The sequence below is a fragment of the Hydrogenophaga sp. RWCD_12 genome (assembly GCF_046604225.1).
In the GTDB taxonomy this organism is placed as follows: Bacteria; Pseudomonadota; Gammaproteobacteria; order Burkholderiales; family Burkholderiaceae_C; genus Hydrogenophaga.
In genome coordinates this window covers 77713-102003 of the sequence record NZ_JBKIXC010000006.1, presented here as the reverse complement: position 1 = coordinate 102003, position 24291 = coordinate 77713, and the positions used below count along the sequence as shown (strand labels likewise).

Sequence of the window (24291 nt, the reverse complement as noted above, 5' to 3'; positions counted from 1 at the left end):
ATCGGCCATGTCCTTGAAAACCATCTCGGCAGTCTACCGGGTGACAGCCCTCGCCATCACCGCTCTGACCTGCCACACCGCATGGGCCGTGCCCGCGACCCTCGCCGCCCCCGCCCAATCGCCGCTCCCCATCGTCGTCGGCGCCGACGCTTCCGCCCAGACCCGCGCCAACGCCCAGCAACTCGCCACCCTGCTCGGTCGCATGACCGGCCAGCGCTTCGACGTCACGCAAGGCAGCGGGCAGGAAGGCATCGTGCTCGGCACGGCCGCCAGCTTCGCGCAGCTCAAGACCTCGGTCGTCTTCCAGCCGCAGAGCCCGCTGGGCCGTGAGGATTACCTGATCCGCAGCCACGCCAAGGGCGTCTGGGTGATCGGCGCGACCGACCTGGGTGCGCAAAACGGCATGTGGGACCTGCTGTACCGCCTGGGCTACCGGCAGTACTTTCCCGGCGCCGCCTGGGAGGTCGTGCCCTCGTCGCCGCGGCTCACACTCGACATCGACACCGTCGAACGCCCCAGCTACTACTCGCGCCGCATCTGGTACAGCTACGGCATGAGCAAGGAATCGGGCGAGGCGAACGCCGAATGGTGTCGCCGCAACCGCTGCACGCCGGGCATGGAGCTCAACACCGGGCACGCCTACGGTGGCCTGGCCAATGCGCTGGCCCCCGAACTGGAGAAGCACCCCGAATACCTGCCCCTGATCAACGGCCAGCGCCAGAAGCCGCGCAACCTCAAGTTCGAACTCGGCAACCCCGAGTTGCGCGCCCTGATCGCCCGCCACGCCGTCGAGCAGTTCCGCAAGCGGCCGACGCTCGACAGCATCTCCATGGACCCCAGCGACGGCGGCGACTGGAGCCAGAGCGAAGAGTCGGCCAAGCTCGGCAGCGTGAGCGACCAGGTGCTGACCCTGGCCAACGAAGTGGCCGCTGCAGTGGACAAGGAGTTCCCGGGCAAGCGCGTCGGCATCTACGCCTACAACTACCACTCCCCGCCGCCCAACATCCGGGTCCACCCCAACGTCGTCGTCAGCGTCGCGACCGCCTTCATCAAGGGCGACCTCACCGTCGACGAGCTCATGGCCGGCTGGTCGAAGCAGGGCGCCACGCTCGGCGTGCGCGAGTACTACAGCGTCAACCCCTGGGACCGCGACCAGCCCGGCGCCGCGCGCGGCAGCAACCTCGCCTACCTGCGCCACACCATCCCGCACTTCCATGCCCTCGGCGCCCGCTACATGTCGGCCGAGTCTTCCGACAACTGGGCACCCAATGGCCTGGGCTACTGGCTGGCCGCGCGCATGCTCTGGGACATCCGCGAAGCCGGCCGCGTCGAGGCGCTGGTCGAGGACTTTCTCGACAAGGCCTTCGGCCCCGCCAAGGAACCGATGCGCCGGTTCTACGAACAGCTCGACGGCTCTCAACCCAAGCTGGTGGTCGACGACCAGGTCGGCCGCATGTACCGCGCCCTGGACGAAGCGCGCCGCCTCGCTGCCGACCGCCCCGACGTGTTGAAGCGCCTGGACGAACTCACGCTCTACGCCCGCTACTGCACGCTCTACTACCGCTACGCCGGCGCCAGCGGCGAGGCCCGCCAGCAGGCCCTGGAGCAACTGATCCGCCATGCCTGGCGCATGCGCCAGACCATGATGGTCCACACCTGGGCACTCTACCGCGACATCCCCAAGCGCGACAGCACCATCCGCTACCCCGACAAGGGTGGCCTCTACGACCCCGCGCCCGCCAACCCCTGGAAATCCGACGCACCGTTCACCGCGCAGGAGCTGCAAGGCTTCCTGCGCGAAGGCGTCGAAGTCCATCCCCTGATCCAGGTCGACTTCCAGCCCGTCGGCTACGGCGGGGAACTGCGGCTGGCGTCCCGCTACATGGGCAACCTCGCGGGCACGGCGCCGCCGCTGGACAGCAGCTTCTCCGGGCGCGGCGTGCAGAACTTCCTGACCTGGACCGAACAACCCGGCCAGATCCTCGACCTGGGCATCACCGGCGGCCTCACGCCGCAGCTGGCCACCCGCAGCCAAGTCACGGTCGAACTCTTCAAACTGGGTGGCACCAGCGCCACCGGCGAATCGGAAACCCTGATCGCCAGCGCCCCGCCCACCCCGCCCGACGGCAAGGAGCACAGCGTGCGCCTGACCGCCCGCGAACCCGGCCTCTACCTCGTGCGCGTCTCCGACGGTGGAGACCGCACCCAGGTCCGCTGGCCCGAAGGACTGCCGCTGACCATCGCCTCGACCCTGCAGGCGCCGATGACCGACAGCTACCGGCAGTGGGCCGCCTACTTCTACGTGCCGCGCGGCACCCGGCGCATCGGCCTGTACGGCGGCGAACACGGCGAAGTGCTCGACGCCGAAGGCCACATCCACTTCTGGCTCAACGGCCGACAGACCGGCTTCTACGCCATCGAAGTCCCCCAGGGGCAGGACGGCAAGTTCTGGCGCGTGCGCTACGTCAGGGGCGCGATGCGGATGCTGACGGTGCCGCCGTATTTCGCGCGGAGCCCCGCAGAGATGCTGCTGCCGTCAGACCTGCTGGAGCGCGAAGGCAAGGCCAGATGATTCAGGCCGCGGTGATCTTCTGCCGCACCACGCGCAAGGCTGCTCTCTCGAAGAACCACCAGTAGCAGACACCGGCGGCGAGACTCATCGCGGCGATCGCGAAGAAGCTGGGCCACGCGCCCAGCCCGGGCAGTCGCCGCATCAGGCGCACTGCCAGCGACAGGGCGGGGTTGTGGACCAGATAGATGGAGTAAGAAGCGCCCCCCAGCAACACCAGAGCGGCCGGAGCCTTCCTGGCCGCAATCCCGGGCGCGGTGAACGCCACCAGCATGAGTGCAAACGCCACGCCCACCCAGACCCTGTCCGGGTTGGGCTGACCGCAAACCACCAACAGTACCCCAAAAGCAATGGTCAGCAGCGCCAGCACCCAGGCGTTGCCGATCCGGTTGCTGCGTGTCGCATGAAACAGACCGACGCCCAACAGAAAGTACAGGTTGAGCGGCGAAAACACATAGCCCCACGCACGGCCCATCTCCACCCCGGCGACAGACCTGCCGATGATCAGGCTGGCCCAGACCGCGATGCAGACCCAGAACACACGACGGCGCCAGAACCACGCGAGAAAGATCAGATAGAACAGCATCTCGTGCACCAGCGTCCAAGCCACGGACAGCGCAGGAGGGGAGTTGCTCGGCAGCAAGGTCAACGACGTCCACCAGCCTGGAGACCGACCGCCTTCGCTGAGTCCCGGCAAGAGCAGGTACAGCAGGTACATCGCCACGCCGATCGGCAGATACGGCACATAGATGCGGATCAGCCGGGCCTGCAGGTACTCACGCCATCCCTTGCCTCGCTCCACCAGCGACTGCGAAGACATCGCAATGATGAAGCCCGACAACACGAAGAAGAAGTCAACGCCCAGGTAGCCGTTTTCGAACCACACCGAGTGTCCAAGCGGGGCCACGAACGCAGACACCGACTGGTTCGCGTGGTGCAGCAACACCCACAGAGCCGCAAAGCCCCTGAGCATCTCCAGCCAGGAATTTCTGCCGTCAGACGGTACGGCATTCCTCGTCATTGAGGCTTCGCCAGCGCGTGTTGGATGGCCTGGAGATAGGCTGCAACCACCTTGCGCTCGTCGAACTGGGTTTCCATCTTGTGGCGCCCCGCGGCACCCAGCGCCGCCCGCTGATCCGTCGCCAGCAACGCCATGCGCTCCATCGCGTCCGCCAGCGAGCTGGCGCTGCGCACTTCGCACAGGTAGCCGTTGACGCCGTCGTCGACGACTTCGCGGCAGCCCACGGCGTCGGTCGTCACCAGCGGCTTGCCCATGGCCGCGGCTTCCAGCAGGGTGCGCGGCGTGCCTTCGCGGTACGACGGCAGCACCACGCAATCGGCCTTCGCGACTTCCTGGCGCACGTCGTCGCTGGTGCCCCAGTACTCGATCACGCCTTCGGCCACCCAGGCCTCCACCTTGTCCCGGGGAATGGCGGCCGGGTTGTCGACGTCGAGGAACCCCAGCATGGCAAAGCGCAACTGCGGATGGCGCTGGCGCAGCGCGCGGGCGGCGTCCACATACTCCTGCACGCCCTTGTCCCACAGCATGCGGGCAATCAGCAGAAAGCACATCGACGCTCCTGGTGTGCCGCGATCGGGCACCGGCGCGAAACGGTCCAGGTCAATGCCCGAGCCCGGGATCAGGCTGGTGATGCTCTCGCGCACCAGACCGCCCTCCACGAAGAGCTGCCGGTCGTCGTTGTTCTGGAAGAACACATGGGCGGAGCGCTTCAACGCCGTGCGGTAGAGCCACTTGACGATGGACGTGACGAAGCTCTGGCGGATGAACACCGCGCCGAGTCCGGCGATGTTGTTCACGACCGGAATGCCCAGCGAGTGGGCCGCCAGCGATCCGTAGACGTTGGGTTTGACCGTGTAGCCCAGGAACACGTCCGGCCGCTCGGCCTTGAACAGCCGGCGGAAGTTCCACCAGAGTTGCGCATCGCGCACCGGGTTCGTGCCTCCGTTGTCCATGGGCAGATCGACAAAGCGGGCACCCAGCGCGGCCAGCCGGTCGGCGTGCGCGTCTCGCGGCGCCACGGCGATGACCTCATAACCCTGTGCGACCAGTGCCCGGATCAGCCCCGCGCGGAAATTCACGAGGTTCCAGGCCGTGTTCAGGCAGATCAGTACCCGGGGCCTAGAAGAGGAAGGACTCATAGGGGACGTAGCAGATCGTCGAGTGGCTGGACAGGGTGAACCAGCCGACCAGATAGGTGAGCAGCACGCCTGCCGGCGCGTACAGCCATTCGCGCGACAGGACCTTGGGTTTGGGCATCGTCATGACCGTGCAAATGAAGATCAGCAGGTCCACCGGCAGCACGTAGAAGGTCATCCGGTGCAGAGCCACGGTCGACAGCAGACCGATCGGTGCCAGCGCGATGGTCATCAGGGACGACACACGCAGCAAGGGATACAGCTTCGGAAACAGCGCGCGCATGCGCTTGGTGTGGAACTCGAACAGGACACACGGCAGAACCGCCAGCGCGTACCGCAGCACCGCACCGCCCGACGAGTTTTCACCGTAGATCTGTTCCACGTACCGGTCCGAGTACACGTCGGCGCGATCTCCCAGCAGGAACACCGAGGCCGGTCCGAGAAAGGCGACAGCCGCCACGGCCATGGGCACGCTGAACCGCCGGCCAGCCATCATCGCCAGCGGCAGGAACAGGTAGGCCGAGTGGTGAAACTGGGCCGCGACCAAGATCCAGAGTCCGACGTTGATCCGGCGCACATGGACGAAGCTGATCATGGCCTGCAGCAGGAATGCGGTCGCCAGCGCCTGCCGAAGACCAGACATGCCCAACTGGAGAATCACCACTGGAAACATGATTGCCATCAGCAACATCGGCGCCGGCGCCAGCCGGACGAAACGGATCAGGCACACCAGAAAGATGAGCGACCCGAACACGTTGAGCCACATGTAGCTCAGGCCGAGGTCGTGCACCAGCAGGTTCAGCCAGTGAAACCCTGGCTCTTCCTGGGTCACATACGACAGGTAGCTGGGGTCGTGGTACAGGTTCATGAACCGCGCGGAATAGGCACGGAAGTCGCAGCCCGTGTCGTTGCGTGTGCCCATGAACAGCAGCAGGAACACCCCGACCACCGCCAGCGCACCGTCCTGCTGCCCGCGGGTCTTGACCATCAGCCCCAGGAAGGCCATCGCCAGAAAGATGCTCAGATAAACGGTCACGTTGCGCTCAGTTCGATGGGGCAGCCTGCCCTTGGGACGCGGCCGCGCACTCGGCCATGGTCTGGCTGCGCATGCCGTGTTCGTCGGCCAGCCGGCGGTAGGCCTTGAGGATGGTGTCCAGCCGCGCCAGCTGCTGGCCGGTGTGGCGGCCAACATTGTGCGGATGCCACCACAGGTGGTAGACCTCGCCCGCGCGCGCGGCCACCGTCATCTCGCCGACGATGCGGCGCACATGCAGATCGTTGAGCGCGCCCATGCGCGGCGAGAACGGCCGGAAGAAACGCGACGCCCGCACGTCAACGCAAGCGCCAATGCGCGCGGGCGCCCGGTAGGAGTGCCGGCCCGTCACCGGGAAGCTCGCGTCGAGCAGACGCAGGCCACGCACCAGCGGGCTGTTGTCTTCCTGCGAGCGGGCGCGGTAGGCGAAGCTGTCGGGGTTGCCGCGGAAAGCCGTGATGCCGTGGCGGGCGCAGGCCTGCACATGCGCGTCGGTCATCTGGTTGCGCGGGAACACGATGCTGCGGGGCGCTGCGCCAGCCGCCGACATGATGCGCACGGCGGCAGCCAGGTCGGCGTCAAAGGCGGACAGGCTCTGCCCTTCCTCCAGGCAGTAGTAGTGCGAAAACGTGTGGGTCGCCAGTTCCTGGCCCTCGACCGCCAGCACCTGATCGACCAGCGAACGACCGTAGTGCCAGGGGTCGGCCGCCTCGTCTTCGCCGATCTCCGAGCGGATCGCGGCGTAGGGCGACAGCGCCTGGTGCCGGTAGCCCGGCTGCAGCTCTGGGCAGTGCTCCAGCATCTCGCGGCGGTTGCGCGCGAACAGCAGGCCGACCGTGGCCCAGGTGGCGCGGATGCCGTGGGCCTTGAACAGCGCCAGCATGGCTGGCAGCGCCTGCCGCACCCCGAGCACCGCGTCGCCGTAGTCGGCTGTGGTGCGGTGGTCGCGCACACCCCACATCAGCTCGAAATCGAGCGAAATCACCAGGCTGCCGCTCATGCGCGCGCCTTTCCGCCGAAACCGGCGCGGCGCGCGAGCCGCGACACCGCCTTGCGGGTGAGCTGGAACCACTCGGCGAACAGGGGCGCCGGGTCGTCCGCCGCAAAGACCGCGTAGACACGGCGCACCGCAGCGCGCCGGGCACTGGTGTCCGGGGCCGGCAGCAAGAAGCCTGGTCGCAAGCGGTAGAACATGGCGGAATACAGATCCTTGAACACAAAACGCCAGACGACACCGTCGGTCTGGCCAGCCTCTGGCAGCACCTGCCCGGTCCCGGCCAGGTCGTGGTACGCCGCCAGGGTCAGCTTCTGACCCGCCGCGCCCGCCAGCGCAAACCACAGCGACGGCCTCGCGTTGATCTCGATCACCTTGAGGGCGCCGTCGCGCGGATCGCGCTTGAACTCGGCGGCGGCAATGCCGGTGTACGACAGGATCGACAGCAGTCTCTCGGCAATGGCGCGGCTGTCGTCTTCCGGCCGGGTCACCACCAGCGAGGCCGAGCCGAAGCCGGGGGGAAATTGTCGCAGCTTGCGCCCGGTGACCGGCTGCAGCACCTGGCCGCCGGCTTGGCGGTAGGCGGCAAACAGCGTGATGCCCGACTCCGGCCCGGGCACGATCTCCTGCAGCAGCAGCACGCCAGCCTCCGGCGGAATCCCGGCGACGACGCGGTCAAACCCGGCGGCGTCTTCGGCGATCCAGCCCTTCTTGCCGGCCATGACGCCCTTCACATCGTGGATGCGGCTGGGCTTGATCATGCAGGGGTAGGCAATGCGGTCCCGCAGCCCGCCCAGCTCCTGCGGCAGGCAGCGCCATAGCTTCGGGTAGGCGACGCCATGGGCCTCGCACAGCGCGTAAAACCGCTCCTTGGTCAGCAGGGTGTGGACCACGTCCTGCGTGTAGGACGCCTGGTACACGAAGCGCGCCGACAGCAGGTCGGCGTGCGCGGCGATGAACTCGATGTCCTTGTCGGACGTGGGAATCAGAACGGCCCTGGGCGATCCCTCGGGGAACTGCCGCATCAGGCGCTCCAGCCGGCGCGTCTCATCCGGCTCGACGATGCAGGCCGTCAGATAGCGCGACGCGCTGCCCGTTTGCCACTCGCTGCACACCCCCACCACCGGCACACCCGCCCGGCCGAGTTCGCGCACCGCGTACAGGCCGGTCGGCGACAGCCCGAGCACCACGGCCGGCGTCATGTTCGCGGCGGCCATCAGGCGCCCCTCCCGCCGGCCCGCCGCGCGAGCACCTCGTCGAACACGGCCCGCAGCGCGGCGGCCTGACCCGCCAGCGAGAAGCGCTGCTCCACGTCGGCGCGCGCGGCCTCGGCCACCCGCTGGCGCAGCGCCGCGTCGGCGATGGCCTGCTCCAGCGTCTCGCGCCACTGCTGCGGCGTCGTGCAGAGGAAGCCCGTCTCGCCGGGGCGGATCAGCTGGCGGTTGTAGCCAATGTCCTGGCACACCGGCACCACGCCGGCCGCCATGTAGGTTCGCGCCTTGCCGCCGGACTTGCCGTTGGCCCAGTCTTCCTGCGGCAACGGCATCAGGCCGATGTCGAAGCGCTGCAGCGCCTGCAGCTCGGCGTCCAGGCTCCACTCGGTGTGGACCCAGGGCACGCCGTCCATTGCGAACTCGCCGCCACCGACGATTTCGAAACGCAGCCCCGGATGCGCGCGCGCCAGCTCCTGCAGCACCGCCTCGATCAGCCGCAGGTATTTCACGGTGGACTTCGAACCGAGCCAGCCCACGGTCACCGGCCGCGCGTTGCTGTGCGGCGGATGCATGGCGATGCGCTGCGTGTCTTCGGCGACTTCCAGCTTCACTGCGCGGCCGCCCTCGGCGATGGCGCGGTCGCGCAGCCAGTCGTTGCCCGCCACCACGCAATCGACCAGCCGGAAGATGTCCAGCGTCTTGGACGACGAGCGCAGCAGGGTGGCGATCGGGTTGTAGCGGCTGGGCTTCTTGATGAACAGGGCGTCGTCGTAATCGAACAGCATCGCCGCGCCGCGTTGTCGCAGCATGCGCTCGACCCAGGGCGGCCCGAACGGGAACAGCTCGCGCTGCAGATAGATCAGGTCGTATTCGCGCCAACGCAGCAGGGCGCGCAGGCGGCGCACGGTCGCCTGCAGCGTCATCCACGCCTTGCGCCCGGTGCGGCCCGGCGAGAAGCTCAGCCGGTACATGGCGTCGTCCATGAAGGTCTGCACCGTACAACGCACGCCCAGCGCTTCCAGTTGCGGCAGGTACTGGTGCACGCGGTAGCGGCTCGACGCGCCCTCGACCGGGTAACGCGTGAGGAACAGCACCTTGAGCGAACGGTTCGCGGTCGGGGTCACGCCGCCTCCTGGCCCGCGAGCCGGCGGTAGATCGCTGAATACGAGCGCACGCCGCCGCTGAGCGAGAAGCGGTCTTCGGCCGCCTGCCGGCAGCGCTCGGCCATGCCGGGCTGGCGGGTCAGTTCCAGCAGTTGCGCCAGGGCCGTTCGCAGCGTGTCGTCGGACCAGTCGCGGATCGGCACGCCGGTGCCGGTCTGCATGAAGTCCTCTTCCACGTCGCCCACGCCCACATTGGCCAGACAGGGTTTGCCGCAGGCCAGGAACTCGCCCATGCGCGTCGGGCAGGACGCGCGCTTGGACCAGGCGGGCTTGATGAAGAAGATGCCGGCGTCCATGCGCCCGACCTCCACGCCGACCTGGTCGTAGGTCACCGCCTTGATGTCGACGCGCGAGAGGTCGACACCGGCCTGCTGCAGCGCCTGCCGGATGGCGTCGTGCCCACCCTTGTTGATGACCTTGAAGCGGGCCGAGGGCTGCGCGTCGAACAGCATGCGCACCACCCGGGCCACTTCCTCGAACATGTACCAGCTGCCGACGGAGCCGATGTAGCCGAGGGTGAATCCAGCTTCCGGCGACGCCGGCGAAGGCGTCGGGCGGAACAGGTCGAGGTTGGTGCAGGTCGGGATCACCGACACCGGTGGCACGCGGCCTTGCAGGTAGTCGAACTGCCCGAACTCGCGCACGCCGGCGCGGGTGAGCGAAACCACGTGATCGGCGCCGAGGAACAGCCGCCGCTCCACGCCCTTGAACACGCGGTATTGCAGCGAGGTCTTGCGCCAGATGCCGCCGTCAACCCGCTCGTCCGGCCAGAAACCGCGCATGTCGAAGATGTACTTCGCGCCCGTCGCCCGCTTGACCGCCAGCCCCATCAGGCCGGCGATGTAGCTGCGGCAGTGCACCACCTGTGCGCCCGATGCACGGGCCAGCCGGATGCCCACCCGGATGCCGCTGGCCAGGTCGTACAGGGTCGCCGGCAGGTTGGGGCGGTTGTGATAGCGAAGGTGGTGCCACTGCACGCCCGCCGCCTCGCACTGCGCGCGGATCTCGGCCACCCGGGCCGCGTCGGCCAGCGCCGCCGGCTTCTCGAAAGTCAGCAGCGTCATGCGGTGTTCACGCGCCAGGCCGAGCACGTATTGCAGCACCTGCGACTGCCCGAGCGGGTCGAGCAGCCCGGTGTAGGAAATGTAGAGAACGCGGGTGGACACGACAGTCGGGGTCTCGGGTGAGTTCATGGATTGCGGGCGCCGTGGGCATTGGCCTGGACGACACGGCGGTAGATCTCGCGCAGCTGGGCCGTCAGCGCGGGCAGTGAAAAACGTTCCTGGGCACGGACGCGCCCGGCGTCGCCCAGCCGCTGGCGCAGCGGCGCATCGTCCATCAGCCGGCCGATCGCCTGCGCCAGCGCGGTCGGGTCTTGCGGCGGCACCAGCCAGCCGCTCACGCCGTGGTCGATCACTTCGGGAAGGCCACCGGCGGTGGTCGCGACCACCGGGCGGCCCAGCGCCATCGCTTCCAGAGCGGTCAGACCGAAACCCTCAAAGCGCGACGGCACCACCACCAGATCGGCGGCCTCCATCGCATCGAGCAGGCGCTCATGCGGCATCACGCCGGTGATGGTCACCGCGTCACCGAGCCCTGCGTCGCGGATCGCCTGCGACAGCGCATCCCGCAGAGGGCCATGGCCTGCGAAGGTGACCGACAGCGCACGGCCTTCGGCCCTGAGCTGAGACAGCGCCTGCAGGAAATCGGCATGGCCCTTCTCGTGCACCAGGCGACCCGGCACCAGCACCGAGAACACGCCCTGCACGCGCGCTGGCACGTCCAGCGCAGGCCGCACGCGGTCCGACAGCGTCTTCGGGATCGGGTTGTGCAACACCTCGACGCCGCGCAGCCCCAGCTCCTGCTGGTAATGGCTGGCGACGGCGGCACTGACCGCCAGCTTGGCGTCGAACCCGCGCGGATACAGCGAGGCCGCCAGCCGCTTGCGCCAGCGCAGGCCGGCACCCGCCTTGTTGACCCCCCGGGCATAGGCCAGGTTGTGAAAGCTCACGACGTGCGCTGCGCGGCTCAGGCCCAGACGACGGCTGAGCGCAGCGGCCACGGCCGGAAAGTAAAGATGGGCATGCACCACCGCATGTTCGCCCGAGCGGACCAGCGCGGCCAGCTCGCGGGAAGCACCGAGCAGGTTCCAGCGGTGGCGGGCACCCAGCACCACGACCCGCACACCCTGCGACTCCAGCGCCCCGCGCAGATCGAACGGCCCGCGCATCACCGCCAGCGTGACCTCGTCGCCCTGGCGCTGCAGCTCGGGCAGCAGGTTCACCAGCAGCGTTTCCGCGCCGCCGACGCCCAGCGATTCGATGATGTGGAGGACCTTCATGGGGCGGGCGAGCACTCCGCGGCCCGAGTCGCCATGACGGCAAGTGCCTGGCTCCCCACAAACTTCACACCCGCATCGGCGAGCAACTGGGTGCAGGCCTTGGCCTCCGTCAGGTTCAGGTCGTAGTCGTGGGAATAGAGCGTGAACACCGGGGATGTCTTGCCTCGCGAGGCCAACGCCAACCGGTTCACCGTCGCTTTTGGTCGGCGTTTCTGGGCGACAGAACAGAGTGCATTGAATGAAACCAATCCATCCTCGGTGCGCAATGCCAGGCCGTGTCGCAGCTCGCGCTTGAATCGGCTGGCAAATGGCGTGACATTGAATGGGTTCGACGAGAGAGTGAAGTCAATGGCATAGCCCAACTCCTTGAGCTGCGACCTGATCTGGTGGTTGCTGAACCACCAGCCTCCGCTATAGATCCTTACGTCGCTGGAGAAGAGCCCATGCTGTTCGAGCCAGCGGGTTTCCAGGCGAAGCTGTTCCTCGATGGCGTCTCGATCAAAAAAGGCTGCATGCATGGGCCAGACCGACGACCCATCGAACCGACGGACGAAATGCCCATGCAGCCCGATCTCCGAAGCTTGCGCGAGGCGCTGGATTCGCCGCAGGTACTCCGCAGGGCTGAACCGATTGGCTTCAAGACGCCGCTGAACCAAGGGAGACAAAGGAGTCATGACTGTCGCAAGGACCTTGGCTCCCGTCACTTCTTTGAAATGCTCGGCGTAGTCGACCACCTGATTGAAGTGCCTGTCATCGTCAAGACTCTCAACATGCAGCACAGGCGCGACACGAATTCCGCCGTCAACTTGCCCGATTCCCCGCTTGAGAAAGCCCGCGCCAAGAGCGTCGAAGGCCGTCTGCGCCAGAGTCTTAAAAGACATCTTTGAGCCCCGTGCAAGCATCCACATCGGAGGCTGAAACCTGCCAGTTCAGAGGGAACACGATCAAGGGTTCGGAAGTGTCGGTCAGGCGGTGCTTGTGCGCCGCCAGAAACAGAGGGGTATGACCTGGCGTCACTACCCGCACCACATTGGCACCAGCCTTCTCTCTCAGGCGAAGGAGCAGCTTCGGAAAGATCTCCGGCTTGTTGATTTCGTAGCCGCCCACGCTCAGCATGCGAATCTTTAGCGGACCCACACGCCGCTCAACCACGCGCCCAAAGGCATAGTTGGTGAACATGTCCAACTCGACCACCTTGGGTTTTGCTGCAAACTGAGACTTCCAAAGGGCCGTCTCCCTGGCATCAAACTGAACGCATTTCCTCAGCTCAGCTTCCTTGGCCAACACGTCGGTATTGATTCCATAACCTGGAACCGGCCAATCACCAACTCCAGCCACATACACCAAACCAACCTCTGCCAGGGTAAATCCCAGCTTGCCGGTGAAAATTGGTCCTGACTTGGAGTTCGGATATCCAAAAATGAAGGCACCACCCGCTTCCGCAAGTGCCGCCTTGGCATGATTGATGATGGCGGAAAAGGTACCTTTACCCTTGAAATCAGGATTGGTCGCACTGATGCAGGACTGGTACGCAATGCCAGTCACACCGTCGCGATGCACCGAGTGGGCCACAAAGCCATTGACGCCGACCAGAGAGCCATCTTCTGGGGAATAGACGCCAAACAGGACTGTTTCGGGCCGCCCATCCAACATGATGCTTTTCAAAAGGGTAGCGTCAAAACTCCCAAATGCCTTGACTTGCAACGCGTGCACATCATCGAATACGGACCGATCCCGCAGATCGAGGATTTCCACATGAATTGGCGACTTATTCATGACACTCGACGATCGAAACACTGAGTCCACATTGAGCACATCTCCTTGCTGTTGGCAAACTTAGATACTCTACAAGTCACGACGTCAACTTCCTCTTAAGCCATCCGCGGACCGGTTGATCATAGTATTTATCAAGCCAATAACAAACAACAACAAGAGCCAGCAACATCCCAACACCAACGGGAGCCATCGGAAGTTTAAGTCGATCCGCGAACCCTCTGACCAACCAGATCAAAGGGTAATGAATCGCATAGATTCCATATGAAATCGCCCCCAGCACCGCAAATCCACTCTTGAAGATTCGAGGCTCTCCACCCGCTGCCACCCAAACAATAGCAGGCAAAACGATTGCAATACAAATCAGATCAAATGCCTTTCGATACTCCTGCGGAAGAGGCAACAGGAACAAGAAGCATATTGCCAGCAAAAAAACCCCCGGATCGATTGAGAACGGCCGACGATATCGATACACCAGCACTCCAACGGTAAATGAAAACACCGTTCGAAGGAACGCCATGGGCATGTCGTGAACTTGCGGGCCAGGCATCTGCCCTGAGCCCAGTGCTATATACAACCCAAAGATCAACAAGGAAACAGCAGCGACCAAGACGAGAGCCGCGGTTTTCAATCTTGGCGCGAATAGTGCATAAAGAACGTTCACCAACAACTCAAAGAACAACGACCAGGCAGGGATATTCAAGGGAAAAGCATCCGCCTCGAAGACCGCAGGGACGAACAATGCAGCAAACGAAAACTGAATCGCAATCACATCAAGTGATATTGAGTTCTTCGCATGCATGAAGTGCAGCAGAAGCTCAAGAGCGACTCCCGCGAGGAGTCCGGCAAGATAAAGCGGGTAGAACCGAATCAGGCGAAGCTTTGTAAATCCCCACACCCCAAGGTTGTCGCGCAGTCGTTGCCCATACGCGTGCTCAATCACGAACCCACTCAAGACGAAGAACATATCCACTGCCAAGTAACCCCCCGGGACAATTTTCCCGAAGAAAGGCCCGGCATGGAAAACAACAACCAACAATGCCGCTACACCACGCAAGCCATCCAAAGCAGCGTAGTGCGTATGATCAACCGACAAGGCCGAACCCTTCAGAGATTCATTGGCGTGGGTTATTGGATTCTGTGATGTCATTGAGGGTCGACATTAGATTGATCTGGCAACGACGCACCGTCCTTGCAGGGTGAGCACCTGTTCACTCGCCATTCCGTTTCCCCATCGAGCGCTTCAGCAGCGGGATGAAAGAGGCATCCAGATTAAGCAACTCCAACGCGTCGCGCCACATGATGATGTTCCATACCAGCGTTGCAATCGTTGAAGCCAGTGCAGCGCCAATGCCACCCATCCACATCACAAGAATCGGGCAGGCAACAACAATGACTGCCAAAGACACCCAAGAGGCCCGCATGACCCGAACATGATGCCCGGTCATGTTGAGCAACACTGCATTTGTTCCAAAGAATCCGCTCAACACATTGCTCAGGCAAAGCACCAGAAGGATCGAATTGGAAGACGCGAAATCTTGACCAAAGGTCATGCCCAGGAGCGGCCTTCCTGCCAACAGGAACGGGAGGCTTAGCCCAAACGTTGACGCGGTCATTCCCAATGAAAGCCAGCTCAACAACTTCTGCAGACGCTCATGGTCTTCCTGAGCGTGCAGCCGCGCGATCACGGACGCACTTACAACCGTGAACAGCGACAGCGGGAACGCGATCAGGACCGCCATGGAACTGGCAACCCGAAAGAGGCCAACCATGGATACGGTTGAGAGGGCTCCCAGCATGAGCACTGCGAGATGGGCCTGAAAGACACGCATGCCTTCGGTCAGTGCCATCGGCAGAGCGCTAGATCTCCATTGCTTGACATCAAGGACTACTGGGGCGTTGCGCATCTCGGCCGGAGACGACTTGCGCAGCATGCTTGCCGAAAACAGCAGCGAAATCCCTGCGGCGACCACGCCCAGCCCCATCGCCATGGCGGGGAACAGAGGGGTCACCAGCACTGCGGCAAACAAAAGAATTGAAAAGCTCGCAGGCCGCAGCAGTGTCTCGGGTACCTGACTTTTGACAATTTGCTGCAATCCACGCAGCGCAGCGCAGCGCAACTTGCCTTGTGAAACCAGAGCCACCAAAGGCAGGCCCGCCATCAAGGTGACGGACAACGGGTCAGAAAGGCGCTTTCCAGTGGCTAGCAGCCACACGACACAACCAACGAATGTCAGTGCGGAAAACAGAAGCACGGTTCGAGCCGACCACTGAAGGACTCCACGGACCTTCCCCCAATCACCTTTGACTTGCGCTGCAGCCACTTCACGGGTCAACAGTTGAGGCAGGCCAAACTCGGTCACAACCGACATAAGCGCAATGATGGACATTGCCAGGCCGTAGATACCGTAGCCCTCAACACCAAGCCCCCGAGCCAGTTGCACCCCTACGAGGAAGCCAAAGAACATCCCCGCCAGGCGCAGTCCCGCGCTACCAACAACGGCTTTGACAAGCTTGGGACCGAGTCCCGGTTTGGCGAGGAAGTCACGCAGCCGCCTGATCATTGCGGGCATCTCGTGATCACGGTCTAGTGCTTTTCCTGAGCCACATACCAGGGCATCGCTTCCGCCACCCCCTGCGCCAGCCGGTGCGTGGGCACATAGCCCAGCAGGCCGTTTGCCTTGCTCACGTCGGCCAAGCTGTGTCGGACATCGCCGGCGCGGAAGTCACGGTAGGTGGGCTCGGTGGAAGCCGCCACGCCATGAGGCACAAGCGAATCGCGGATCAGCCGGAACAGGTCGTTGAGCGTGGTGCGGTCGCCGACGGCGACGTTGAAGACCTGGTTGCGTGCTTCGGGGTTGGTGGTCGTGGCGGCGAGCAGGTTGGCCTGGATGGCGTTGCGCACGAAGCAGAAGTCGCGGCTGGTTTCACCATCGCCGTTGATGAACACGGTCTCGCCCTGCAGCAGGGAGCCGGCCCACTTGGGGATCACGGCGGCATAGGCGCCGTTGGGGTTCTGGCGCGGGCCGAAGACGTTGAAGTAGCGCAGGCCGATGGTGTCGAAGCCGTAGCAGCGGGCGAACACGTCGGCGTAGAGCTCGTTGACGTATTTGGTGACGGCGTAGGGGCTGAGCGGCTTGCCGATGTGGTCTTCCACTTTGGGCAGGCCAGGGTGGTCGCCATAGGTGCTGCTGCTGGCTGCGTAGGTGAAGCTCTTGACCTTGGCGTCGCGCGCCGCGACCAGCATGTTCAGGAAGCCGGTGACGTTGGCGCTGTTGGTGGTGACCGGGTCCTCGAGGCTGCGGGGGACGCTGCCCAGCGCGGCCTGGTGCAGCACGTGGTCGACGCCGTCGCAGGCTTTCTGGCAGTCGGCCGGGTTGCGGATGTCGCCTTCGATGAAGTCAAACCGCGCCCACTGCAGCGGGCTGACCAGACCGCGCACCTCGTCGAGGTTGTGCTGGAAGCCGGTGGCGAAGTTGTCCAGGCCGACCACATGCTGGTCGAGCTTGAGCAGGGTTTCAAGCAGGTTGCTGCCGATGAAGCCGGCCACGCCGGTGACGAGCCAGGTCCTGGGCGTCTTGCGCAGTTGCTGCTGGAGGAGTTCGTAGGCCTGGGGTGCGTTCACAGTCGCAGATCCGATTCGCTGGCTGGGAAGAGGTACTTCAGGTCGTAGAGCAGGTGCTCTTTCTTGCCGAGGTTCCGGATGGCCTGGGCACCCATCTCGCGGAACTCGCGGTGGGCCACGGCCAGGATGACTGCATCGTAGGCGCCCGCCTCGGGCGACCGGACCGGCGTGATGCCGTATTCGTGCTGCGCTTCGGCGGTGTCCACCCAGGGGTCGTACACGTCGGCCGAGACGTCGTATTCCTTGAGTTCCTTGAGGATGTCGACGACGCGGGTGTTGCGCAGGTCGGGGCAGTTTTCCTTGAAGGTCAGGCCCATGACCAGCACGCGGGCGCCCTGCACCTGCATGCGCCGCTGCGTCATGCGCTTGACGAGCTGGGTCACGACGTAGGCGCCCATGCTGTCGTTCAGGCGTCGGCCGGCAAGGATGATTTCGGGGTGGTAGCCGATGGCCTGCGCCTTGTGGGTCAGGTAGTACGGGTCGACGCCGATGCAGTGGCCACCGACCAGGCCGGGCCGGAACGGCAGGAAGTTCCACTTGGTGCCGGCGGCCTGCAGCACGGCTTCGGTGTCGATGCCCATGCGGTTGAAGATCAGCGCCAGTTCGTTGATCAGGGCGATGTTGACGTCGCGCTGGGTGTTCTCGATCACCTTGGCGGCTTCGGCCACGCGGATGCTGGAGGCCTTGTGCGTGCCCGCGGTGATGATGCTGGCGTAGAGCTGGTTGACCACCTCGGCGACCTCGGGGGTGGAGCCGCTGGTGACCTTCTTGATGGTGGTGACGCGGTGTTCCTTGTCGCCCGGGTTGATGCGCTCGGGGCTGTAGCCGGCGTAGAAGTCGGTGTTGAATTTCAGGCCGCTGAACTTCTCCAGCACGGGCACGCAGACCTCTTCGGTCGCACCGGGGTAGACGGTGGATTCGTAGATGACGATGTCGCCCTGCTTGAGCACCTTGCCGATGGTCTCGCTGGCCTTGACCAGCGGGGTCATGTCGGGCTGCTTGTGCTCGTCGATCGGCGTCGGCACCGTGACGATGAAGACGTTGCAGGCAGCCAGGTCGGCCGGCTGGGCAGAGAAGCCAAGCTGGGCGGCTTCAGCCAGCTCTTCAGTGCTGACTTCGAGGGTGTGGTCACGCCCGCTGCGCAGTTCGTCGATGCGGCGCTGGTTGATGTCGAAGCCCAGCACGCTGCGGTGCTTGCCGAATTCGACGGCCAGGGGCAGGCCGACGTAGCCCAGCCCGATCACGCCGAGCTTGATGTTTTGCAGATCCATGGTGGTGAGGGAGAGGAAACTTCGGAGGCGGGAGGGGGGCACATCCTAGCGCGGTGCGGCCAGTGCATCCGGCCCGCCTCGCTCCCGGATCACCGGGCCCCGCGGTGTCTCAGTCGGACTCGAGCACCGAAGTGCCGAACCTGCTCGCGGCGTGCGTCCGGTCTTCGATGCTGTGCAGCGCACGGTAGATGAGGTGATAGACCCCAACCGCCACCACGAACAGGAGCATGAGCTGGGAAGACGAACCGCGAAACACGATCGCGACCATCACCAGACCGCTGACGAAGACCCAGATGAACGGGGCCACCGCGGCGTTCTGGAAGTTGTGCGAGAGGCTGACGAAGTGGCGCTTGATCAGGCGGGTGGCCAGCAGGCTGTGCAGGTGCTTGCTGTCCGGATCGCCGGGCGACATGCGGTTGACCAGCCGGCGCACGATGCTGTAGAGCACTTCGATGATCGGATAGCCGCACACCAGCAGGCAGGCCCAGGGCGAGATGGCCGGATTGCGCGCCGGGATCAGCACAGACAGCCAGGCCAGCACGAAGCCGGTGAAATAGGCCCCGCCATCGCCCAGGAAGAGCTTGCCCCAAGGGTAGTTGACCAGCCAGAAACCGATCAGCGCCGTGGCGCCGATGAAGGCCACCGCAGCCACCGCGGTATCGCCGCCGATCAGGGCCAGGAGCCCCAGTCCGATGAAGCACAGGATGCCGATACCACTGGCCAGACCATGAAATCCGTCGACGATGTTGATGGCGTTGGCCACGCCGCCCACCGCGAAGGCTGTGAACAGCACGGCCACCGGCGTGAACTTGAGCACTTCGTCAATCAGGGGCACGTCCAGATGGTTCAGCGAGTGACCACTCAGGATGCAGGCCAGCGCGCCGCTGCCCATGGTGGCAAACAGCCGGGTGCGGACGCTGATGTTCTTGGTCAGGTCTTCGGCAATGCCGAACAGGAAGGCAGGCAGGCCGGCCAGCACGGTGGCGCCCAGAATGATGCGCGCCTCCGAGGGCTTGAGCACATACCAAGCCACCACCATGGCGAAGTAGATGCCGATGCCACCAATGCGGGGGGTCGGGCGAATGTGGAATTTCTGCACCGTCCCGGGATGGTCCATGCTGAACCGGCCATGGAGACGGTTGGTGGTGACGACCAGCAGGCAGATGGCGAGGGCCACGAACAGCGTGACCGAGAGCACTTGCGCAAACAAACTGAGGCTTCTGAGAGGCACTAGGACGTTCATGAACTGAACACAATGGTATTTAGAACCCACCCGCGCGAAAACGCCCGAGAAGGGTGGACCTACTCCCAGATGCCTTTGAGATGTAACTACAAAGACCCAACGACTTGATGTTTTCCTGCATTGTAAGCGTTCGTTATCGGGCCTAAATGCAACATTTCGCACAAACAGTGTCGCCATGCACCACGGCCCCGCTCTCCCAGGCGCTCCCGAAGGTGCAGCGGAAAAAGGTGCTAGCGGCACCTGAAAACCGCTCATTGCGCGCGCAGAAGTCCAGCCTCAAGTAATCCGGCGGGCAGTCCGATGAAGAGTTCACCTGCAGGTTTCGCATCACCGCGAAGGCCTGAAGTCCAACCCTTCAAGGACTGCTGCCATGTTCAACTTCAGCGCATCGCGGACTGCTTCCGCCTCTGTCCAGCCGGTCGGCGTTCGCCGCCACCTTGCCCAGCTTCTACTGATCGCCGCCGCTTGCGCAGCGACTGGCCAGGCCCGGGCCGAAGAGGAGGGTTCGGCCCTGAGAGACAACGCCGTCGCCGGCCAGGTGGCCGACGTTGGCTCGACCGGCCTCGGACTCGCACTGGGCGCGGCCGAAGCCAACCCGCTGGGCATCCTGACCCTCGGGGTGAAAGCAATTGCTTACAAACAGATCAAGGAAGCCCCCGCCACGGAACAGCCGGCCATGTGGAGCGCCTACGGCGCCTTCGGCTGGGGCGCCACGGCCAACAACCTGTGCGTGATCGCCGCGATTGCCACCGGTGGCGCCGCCGCCGCGCTGTGCCCGCTGATCGGCGTGGTCGCCGGGGTCACGGTCTACAACGGCGACGAGGACAAGCGCAACCGCGAAACCTTCGCCGCCATCTGCCAGGAACAGCGCCGAGCGAAGCCCGACCTGGTCTGCGAATACCGGGACGGCAAGGGCTGACCCTTCGCCTGGCCGCCGCCTGCTTTCAGCGCGGCCAGAGCACCCACATCTGCAGCGGCTGCTTCAGCCGCGAAGCCAGCTGGTAGGCCGGCTCGCTCCAGCTGCCCCAGCCGGTGAACAGGTCGGCGCGCACCGCGCCCGTGATCGCCCCACCGGTGTCCTGCGCCATCACCAGCTTCTGCTGGTTCAGGGCCGGCCCCTGCGTCGCGATCCAGACCGGCGTGCCGTAGGGCACGCTCTGCGGGTCGACCGCGATCGAACGACCCGGCGTCAGCGCCACCCCCTGTGCCCCTGATGGACCGAACTTCGCGTCCAGTGCGTTCAGCGGCACCTCCTTGAAGAACACCGTGCGCGGGTTGCTCCAGAGCATCTCGTTGAGCCGCTTGGGGTTCTGTGCCGCCCAGGCGCGGATGCCTTCCCAGCCCGATCCGCGGCTGTCGCCCTGGTCGAGCAGCCATTTGCCCACGCTCTGGTACGGGTGGCCGTTGTGGCCGGCGAAGGTCAGGCGCACGGTCTTGATGCTGCCGTCGGCCTCGCGCAGATTGATGCGGCCCGATCCCTGGATCTGCAGCACCAGTGCGTCGATCGGGTCGGCCAGCCAGGCGATCGCCCTGTCCTTGAGCGCGGTCTGCGCGGCGGGCAGGGTGTCGATGTCCTGCCGGCTGTACCAGGGCTGGCCGGCCCGCAGGCCTGGCGGCACGCCGTACAGCGGCACACGCTGTGTCGCGGTCGGCAGGCGCGAGGCGTTGAGCACGGGTTCGTAGTAGCCGGTCAGCAGCCCGGGCGGCGGACGGCCTTCGGTGTCGGTCACGCGGTAGGGCCGAAAGCGCCGCTCGATCCAGGCACGCTGTTCGCCGGCATCGGCCATGGTGAGCGGTCGCAGCTCGGCGCAGAGCGCGGCCTGGCCGGCGGCGGGCTTCTCGCAGCCCCGCACCCAGGCGCTCCACACCTCATGCAGCTGGTCGGTCCCCCAGCCAGGCACTTCGCTCCAGCGCACCGGCACCCAGCGGGCAGTGGCGCGCTGGATCGCGGGCGGCAGCGGGTCGTTGTCGGCCACCGGCCCGGGAGGCGTCTGCGGCACTTCCACGGTCGTGCACGCGGCCAGGCTGCCTACAATCAGCGCCGCCGTCCACCTCCCCCAACCGTTCCACGCCACGCCCATGCTCCTGCTGATGCTTGAAGCGCTCGCCGCGCTGGTGTTGCTGATCTTCATCGTGTGGTGGACCATGTTCTCGGGTCGCAAGAAGGGCGAGTTGCCCGAGGAGCACCGGCAGGAACCGCCGGACAAAGACAGTCGCTGAGCCTCAACGGCCGGCCACCTGACGCAGCGCGTTGGCCAGCTCGACGGCCGACTTCACGCCCATCTTGTCGAACACCCGGGCGCGGTGGACTTCCACCGTGCGCACGCTGATCGCCAGCCGGTCGGCCACCAGCTTGTTGGGCAGGCCCTCGATCACCAGGTGCATCACGTCGCGCTCGCGGTCGGTCAGGCTGTCCAGCCGCTGCTGCACGCTTTTCTGCGCACGGCGCTCGGCCTGCACCTGTGCCGACAGGGCCAGTGCCTGCTCCACGCGGTCAACCAGGGCGTTGTCGGAAAACGGCTTCTCGCAGAAGTCGAAGGCGCCGCGCTTGACAGCATCGACCGCGGTGGGGACGTCGGCATGGCCCGAGAGAAAGATCACCGGCATCACCGACTGCCAGGGCAGGGTCAGCAGCTGTTCGAACATGGCCAGGCCGCTGGTGCCGGGCATGCGCACATCCAGCAGCAGGCAGCAGGGCACGTCGGGCTCGGCGTTCCAGCGCGCGATCTCGTCGAGAAAGGCATCGGCGCTGTCGTAGCCTTCGCTGAGGTGGCGCCGCGTGCGCAGCAGCCAGGCCAGCGCGTCGCGCACACCGGCGTCGTCGTCGACGATGAACACCTTGGCGTCTGGATGCAGGGTCATGGGCGGGATGATACCGAGCGGCGCAGCGGCGGGGCCTGGGGGTTAAACCCCTGGCAACGTGAAGCGGAACACCGTGCCGCGCGGCTGCGCCGGTTCGAAGGTCAGCGCGCCGCCGTGCTGCTCGATCACCGTGCGGCACAGCGACAGGCCCAGCCCCATGCCCTCGGCCTTGGTGGTGAAGAAGGGGGTGAACAGCTTGTCGCGCACGTCGTCGCTCAGGCCGCGGCCGTGGTCGGTCACCGCGAACTCGACCCAGGTCTTGCGCGGCGGCTCACCGTCCTGCTGCGGCGCGCGCCGGGGCGCGATGACCAGCGAAATCACGCGCAGGCCCGAGGCCAGCGGCGGGTCGCCCTCGGGCATGGCCTGCATGCCGTTGCGCGCGAGGTTGAGCAGCACCTGTTCGACCATGGTCCGGTCACACAACACGTCGGGGCAACCGGGTGCGACGCGGGTCTGAACGCGAATGTCCAGCTTCTTGGCCTGCAGTGAAACGAGCGGCATGACGGCGTCGAGCAGGTGGGTCGGCGCCACGTTCTCGCGCACCTGCTCGCGCCGGCGCACGAAATCGGCCACGCTCTTGATCACGCGCCCGGCGCGGTCGGCCTGCTCGGCCACCCGCTGCATCGCCTGGCGCAGCAGCTCCGGCGTGTCCAGGCCCGAACCGTCCCTGAGCAGGTTGAGGCTGCCGGTGGCGTAGCTGGCGATCGCGGCCAGCGGCTGGTTCAGCTCGTGGCTCAGCAGTGAGGCCATCTCGCCCACCGTCGCCAGCCGTGCCGTGGCCTGGAGCCGCTCCTGCGAGGTTCGGTTGAGTTCTTCGACGCGGCGCTGCTCGCTCTGGTCGATGATGGCGCTCATGAAGCCGGTCTGCGTGCCCTGCGCGTCGATCAGCGGCGCCTCGATGATAAGCACCGGGAAACGCGTGCCGTCCTTGCGCTGGAACACCGATTCGTAGCCTTCGCGCGGCAGGATCTGGCCGGCCAGCCGCACGGCCTGTCGCTGCTGGTACTCGTCGACCAGTTCGGGCGGCCACCAGGGCGCGGGCTGGCCGGTGCCGATCAGCTCCTCGGCCGCAAAACCCACCATCTGGCAGAACGCCGGGTTGACGTAGGTGACCAGGCCCTGCATGTCGCGCGCGCGCAGGCCGGTCACCAGCGAGTTCTCCATCGCCTTGCGGAACGCCAGCGCATCAGCCACCTCAGTCTCGGCGCGCTGGCGCCGCCGCATGTCGCGCCCCAGCAGCGCCAGCACCGCCAGCAGCGCCAGCGAGAGCGCGCCGACCACGGCGGTCAGCACGTTGGGAAACAGCCCGGCGACACGGCGCGGACTCTCCAGCCGCAGCATCAGCGTGTGGCCGGGCAGGTCCAGCAGCGTGGTCGCCATCTGGATGCGGGGGCTGCCGGCCACGCTGCTGTGCAGCGCCAGCCGCGTGCCGTCGACCTCGGTGAAGGCCAGGCCGCGGCCGCGCACCAGGTCCTTGTTGGTCAGCTCGGCCAGCAGGCCGGGCAGGGCGTAGGTCGCGACCAGATAGCCCTCGGGCGCACCGGTGCGCACGACCGGCAGGCACATCTCCATCAGCTCCATGCCCATGCCGTTGCTCATCGGCCAGAAGTAGCTCGGGGAATACGACGGCCCGGACACCCGGTGCGCGTTCTCGCAGGCCTGCCGCACGTCGGGCAATGCCTGGCTGCGCGGCAGCTGGGCGTAGAGCTCGGACACATACGCGGAGTCGCGCGCGGCCAGGATCTTCAGCCCACCGTCGCGCCACTCCAGCCGCACCAGCTCGCGGTGCTGGGCCAGCAGATCGGCGGCCGGGTCCTGCCAGGAGCCGGTGGTGGGCGCCACGCTGTGCAGCGACTGCAGTGTCTGCACATTGCGCACCAGGCCGCCGCGGATGTCGCTGGCCAGCGTGACAGCGTCGCGCTCGAGCGCTTCCTGGTCACGCACCTCTTCGTACTTGGCCGCCAGGAACACCAGCACGCCCAGCAGGGCGAGCACCAGCAGCAGCAAGGCGCCCCAGAGCAGCCAGCGTCTGGGAGGTCTCTTCAT

General features: G+C 65.5%; 21 protein-coding genes. 3 read left to right on the top strand and 18 right to left on the bottom strand.

Annotated features, from left to right (window positions below; translation table 11 throughout):
* The first annotated feature begins 7 nt into the window (after positions 1 to 7).
* Entirely contained in the window at positions 8 to 2572 is a 2565-nt protein-coding gene (locus ACLIJ1_RS21650; RefSeq protein WP_411367639.1) for a DUF4838 domain-containing protein, read from the top strand.
* A 1-nt stretch (position 2573) separates the two neighbouring features.
* Here ACLIJ1_RS21650 and ACLIJ1_RS21645 read toward each other — a convergent pair whose 3' ends face one another.
* From ACLIJ1_RS21645 to ACLIJ1_RS21575, 15 genes are all read right to left on the bottom strand, one after another.
* On the bottom strand, positions 2574 to 3590 hold the full coding sequence (locus ACLIJ1_RS21645) for an acyltransferase family protein (protein WP_411367638.1): 1017 nt from the start codon (positions 3588 to 3590) through the stop codon (positions 2574 to 2576).
* The gene (locus ACLIJ1_RS21640; protein WP_411367637.1) at positions 3587 to 4729 is read right to left on the bottom strand and encodes a glycosyltransferase family 4 protein; all 1143 of its coding nucleotides are present in this window, start codon (positions 4727 to 4729) and stop codon (positions 3587 to 3589) included. The genes ACLIJ1_RS21645 and ACLIJ1_RS21640 overlap by 4 nt, the downstream gene beginning before the upstream one ends.
* Entirely contained in the window at positions 4710 to 5762 is a 1053-nt protein-coding gene (locus tag ACLIJ1_RS21635) for an EpsG family protein (protein WP_411367636.1), read from the bottom strand. Before ACLIJ1_RS21635 ends, ACLIJ1_RS21640 begins: the two co-directional genes overlap by 20 nt.
* Positions 5763 to 5769: 7 nt before the next feature.
* Positions 5770 to 6759, bottom strand: coding sequence for a polysaccharide deacetylase family protein (locus ACLIJ1_RS21630; protein WP_411367635.1), 990 nt, complete (start codon positions 6757 to 6759; stop codon positions 5770 to 5772).
* The gene (locus ACLIJ1_RS21625; protein ID WP_411367634.1) at positions 6756 to 7970 is read right to left on the bottom strand and encodes a hypothetical protein; all 1215 of its coding nucleotides are present in this window, start codon (positions 7968 to 7970) and stop codon (positions 6756 to 6758) included. Before ACLIJ1_RS21625 ends, ACLIJ1_RS21630 begins: the two co-directional genes overlap by 4 nt.
* A complete protein-coding gene (locus tag ACLIJ1_RS21620) occupies positions 7970 to 9091 on the bottom strand; it encodes a glycosyltransferase family 4 protein (protein WP_411367633.1) in 1122 nt (373 codons plus the stop codon). The genes ACLIJ1_RS21625 and ACLIJ1_RS21620 overlap by 1 nt, the downstream gene beginning before the upstream one ends.
* The gene (locus ACLIJ1_RS21615) at positions 9088 to 10296 is read right to left on the bottom strand and encodes a glycosyltransferase (protein WP_411367632.1); all 1209 of its coding nucleotides are present in this window, start codon (positions 10294 to 10296) and stop codon (positions 9088 to 9090) included. The genes ACLIJ1_RS21620 and ACLIJ1_RS21615 overlap by 4 nt, the downstream gene beginning before the upstream one ends.
* Positions 10297 to 10319: 23 nt before the next feature.
* Positions 10320 to 11471, bottom strand: a complete 1152-nt coding sequence (locus tag ACLIJ1_RS21610) for a glycosyltransferase family 4 protein (protein WP_411367631.1) — start codon at positions 11469 to 11471, stop codon at positions 10320 to 10322.
* A complete protein-coding gene (locus tag ACLIJ1_RS21605; protein WP_411367630.1) occupies positions 11468 to 12352 on the bottom strand; it encodes a hypothetical protein in 885 nt (294 codons plus the stop codon). Before ACLIJ1_RS21605 ends, ACLIJ1_RS21610 begins: the two co-directional genes overlap by 4 nt.
* Positions 12342 to 13247 carry a hypothetical protein gene (locus ACLIJ1_RS21600; RefSeq protein WP_411367629.1) on the bottom strand — a complete coding sequence of 302 codons (906 nt, stop codon included), beginning with the start codon at positions 13245 to 13247 and terminating at the stop codon, positions 12342 to 12344. The genes ACLIJ1_RS21605 and ACLIJ1_RS21600 overlap by 11 nt, the downstream gene beginning before the upstream one ends.
* 76 nt (positions 13248 to 13323) lie before the next feature.
* On the bottom strand, positions 13324 to 14394 hold the full coding sequence (locus tag ACLIJ1_RS21595) for an acyltransferase family protein (RefSeq protein WP_411367628.1): 1071 nt from the start codon (positions 14392 to 14394) through the stop codon (positions 13324 to 13326).
* A 61-nt stretch (positions 14395 to 14455) separates the two neighbouring features.
* Positions 14456 to 15817 (bottom strand): oligosaccharide flippase family protein, encoded by a 1362-nt coding sequence (locus ACLIJ1_RS21590; RefSeq protein WP_411367627.1) that lies wholly within the window; start codon positions 15815 to 15817, stop codon positions 14456 to 14458.
* Between the two features lie 14 nt (positions 15818 to 15831).
* Entirely contained in the window at positions 15832 to 16869 is a 1038-nt protein-coding gene (locus ACLIJ1_RS21585; protein ID WP_411367626.1) for an NAD-dependent epimerase/dehydratase family protein, read from the bottom strand.
* Positions 16866 to 18140, bottom strand: coding sequence for a Vi polysaccharide biosynthesis UDP-N-acetylglucosamine C-6 dehydrogenase TviB (gene tviB / locus ACLIJ1_RS21580; protein WP_411367625.1), 1275 nt, complete (start codon positions 18138 to 18140; stop codon positions 16866 to 16868). The genes ACLIJ1_RS21585 and tviB overlap by 4 nt, the downstream gene beginning before the upstream one ends.
* Positions 18141 to 18249: 109 nt before the next feature.
* The gene (locus ACLIJ1_RS21575) at positions 18250 to 19350 is read right to left on the bottom strand and encodes an MraY family glycosyltransferase (RefSeq protein ID WP_411367624.1); all 1101 of its coding nucleotides are present in this window, start codon (positions 19348 to 19350) and stop codon (positions 18250 to 18252) included.
* A 403-nt stretch (positions 19351 to 19753) separates the two neighbouring features.
* On the opposite strand from ACLIJ1_RS21575, the gene ACLIJ1_RS21570 reads away from it, so the two are divergent.
* Positions 19754 to 20302 (top strand): hypothetical protein, encoded by a 549-nt coding sequence (locus ACLIJ1_RS21570; RefSeq protein ID WP_411367623.1) that lies wholly within the window; start codon positions 19754 to 19756, stop codon positions 20300 to 20302.
* A 25-nt stretch (positions 20303 to 20327) separates the two neighbouring features.
* Here the strand turns inward: ACLIJ1_RS21570 and ACLIJ1_RS21565 are convergent, their stop codons facing one another.
* Entirely contained in the window at positions 20328 to 21530 is a 1203-nt protein-coding gene (locus ACLIJ1_RS21565; RefSeq protein ID WP_411367622.1) for a murein transglycosylase A, read from the bottom strand.
* Here ACLIJ1_RS21565 and ACLIJ1_RS21560 point away from each other — a divergent pair.
* Positions 21463 to 21603: a hypothetical protein gene (locus ACLIJ1_RS21560; RefSeq protein ID WP_411367621.1), complete on the top strand. Its 141-nt coding sequence runs from the start codon at positions 21463 to 21465 to the stop codon at positions 21601 to 21603. The two genes, ACLIJ1_RS21565 and ACLIJ1_RS21560, sit on opposite strands and share 68 nt — an antisense overlap.
* 3 nt (positions 21604 to 21606) lie before the next feature.
* Here ACLIJ1_RS21560 and ACLIJ1_RS21555 read toward each other — a convergent pair whose 3' ends face one another.
* Both ACLIJ1_RS21555 and ACLIJ1_RS21550 read right to left on the bottom strand, forming a co-directional pair.
* On the bottom strand, positions 21607 to 22245 hold the full coding sequence (locus ACLIJ1_RS21555; RefSeq protein ID WP_411367620.1) for a response regulator transcription factor: 639 nt from the start codon (positions 22243 to 22245) through the stop codon (positions 21607 to 21609).
* Between the two features lie 42 nt (positions 22246 to 22287).
* Positions 22288 to 24291 (bottom strand): two-component system sensor histidine kinase NtrB, encoded by a 2004-nt coding sequence (locus ACLIJ1_RS21550; RefSeq protein ID WP_411367619.1) that lies wholly within the window; start codon positions 24289 to 24291, stop codon positions 22288 to 22290.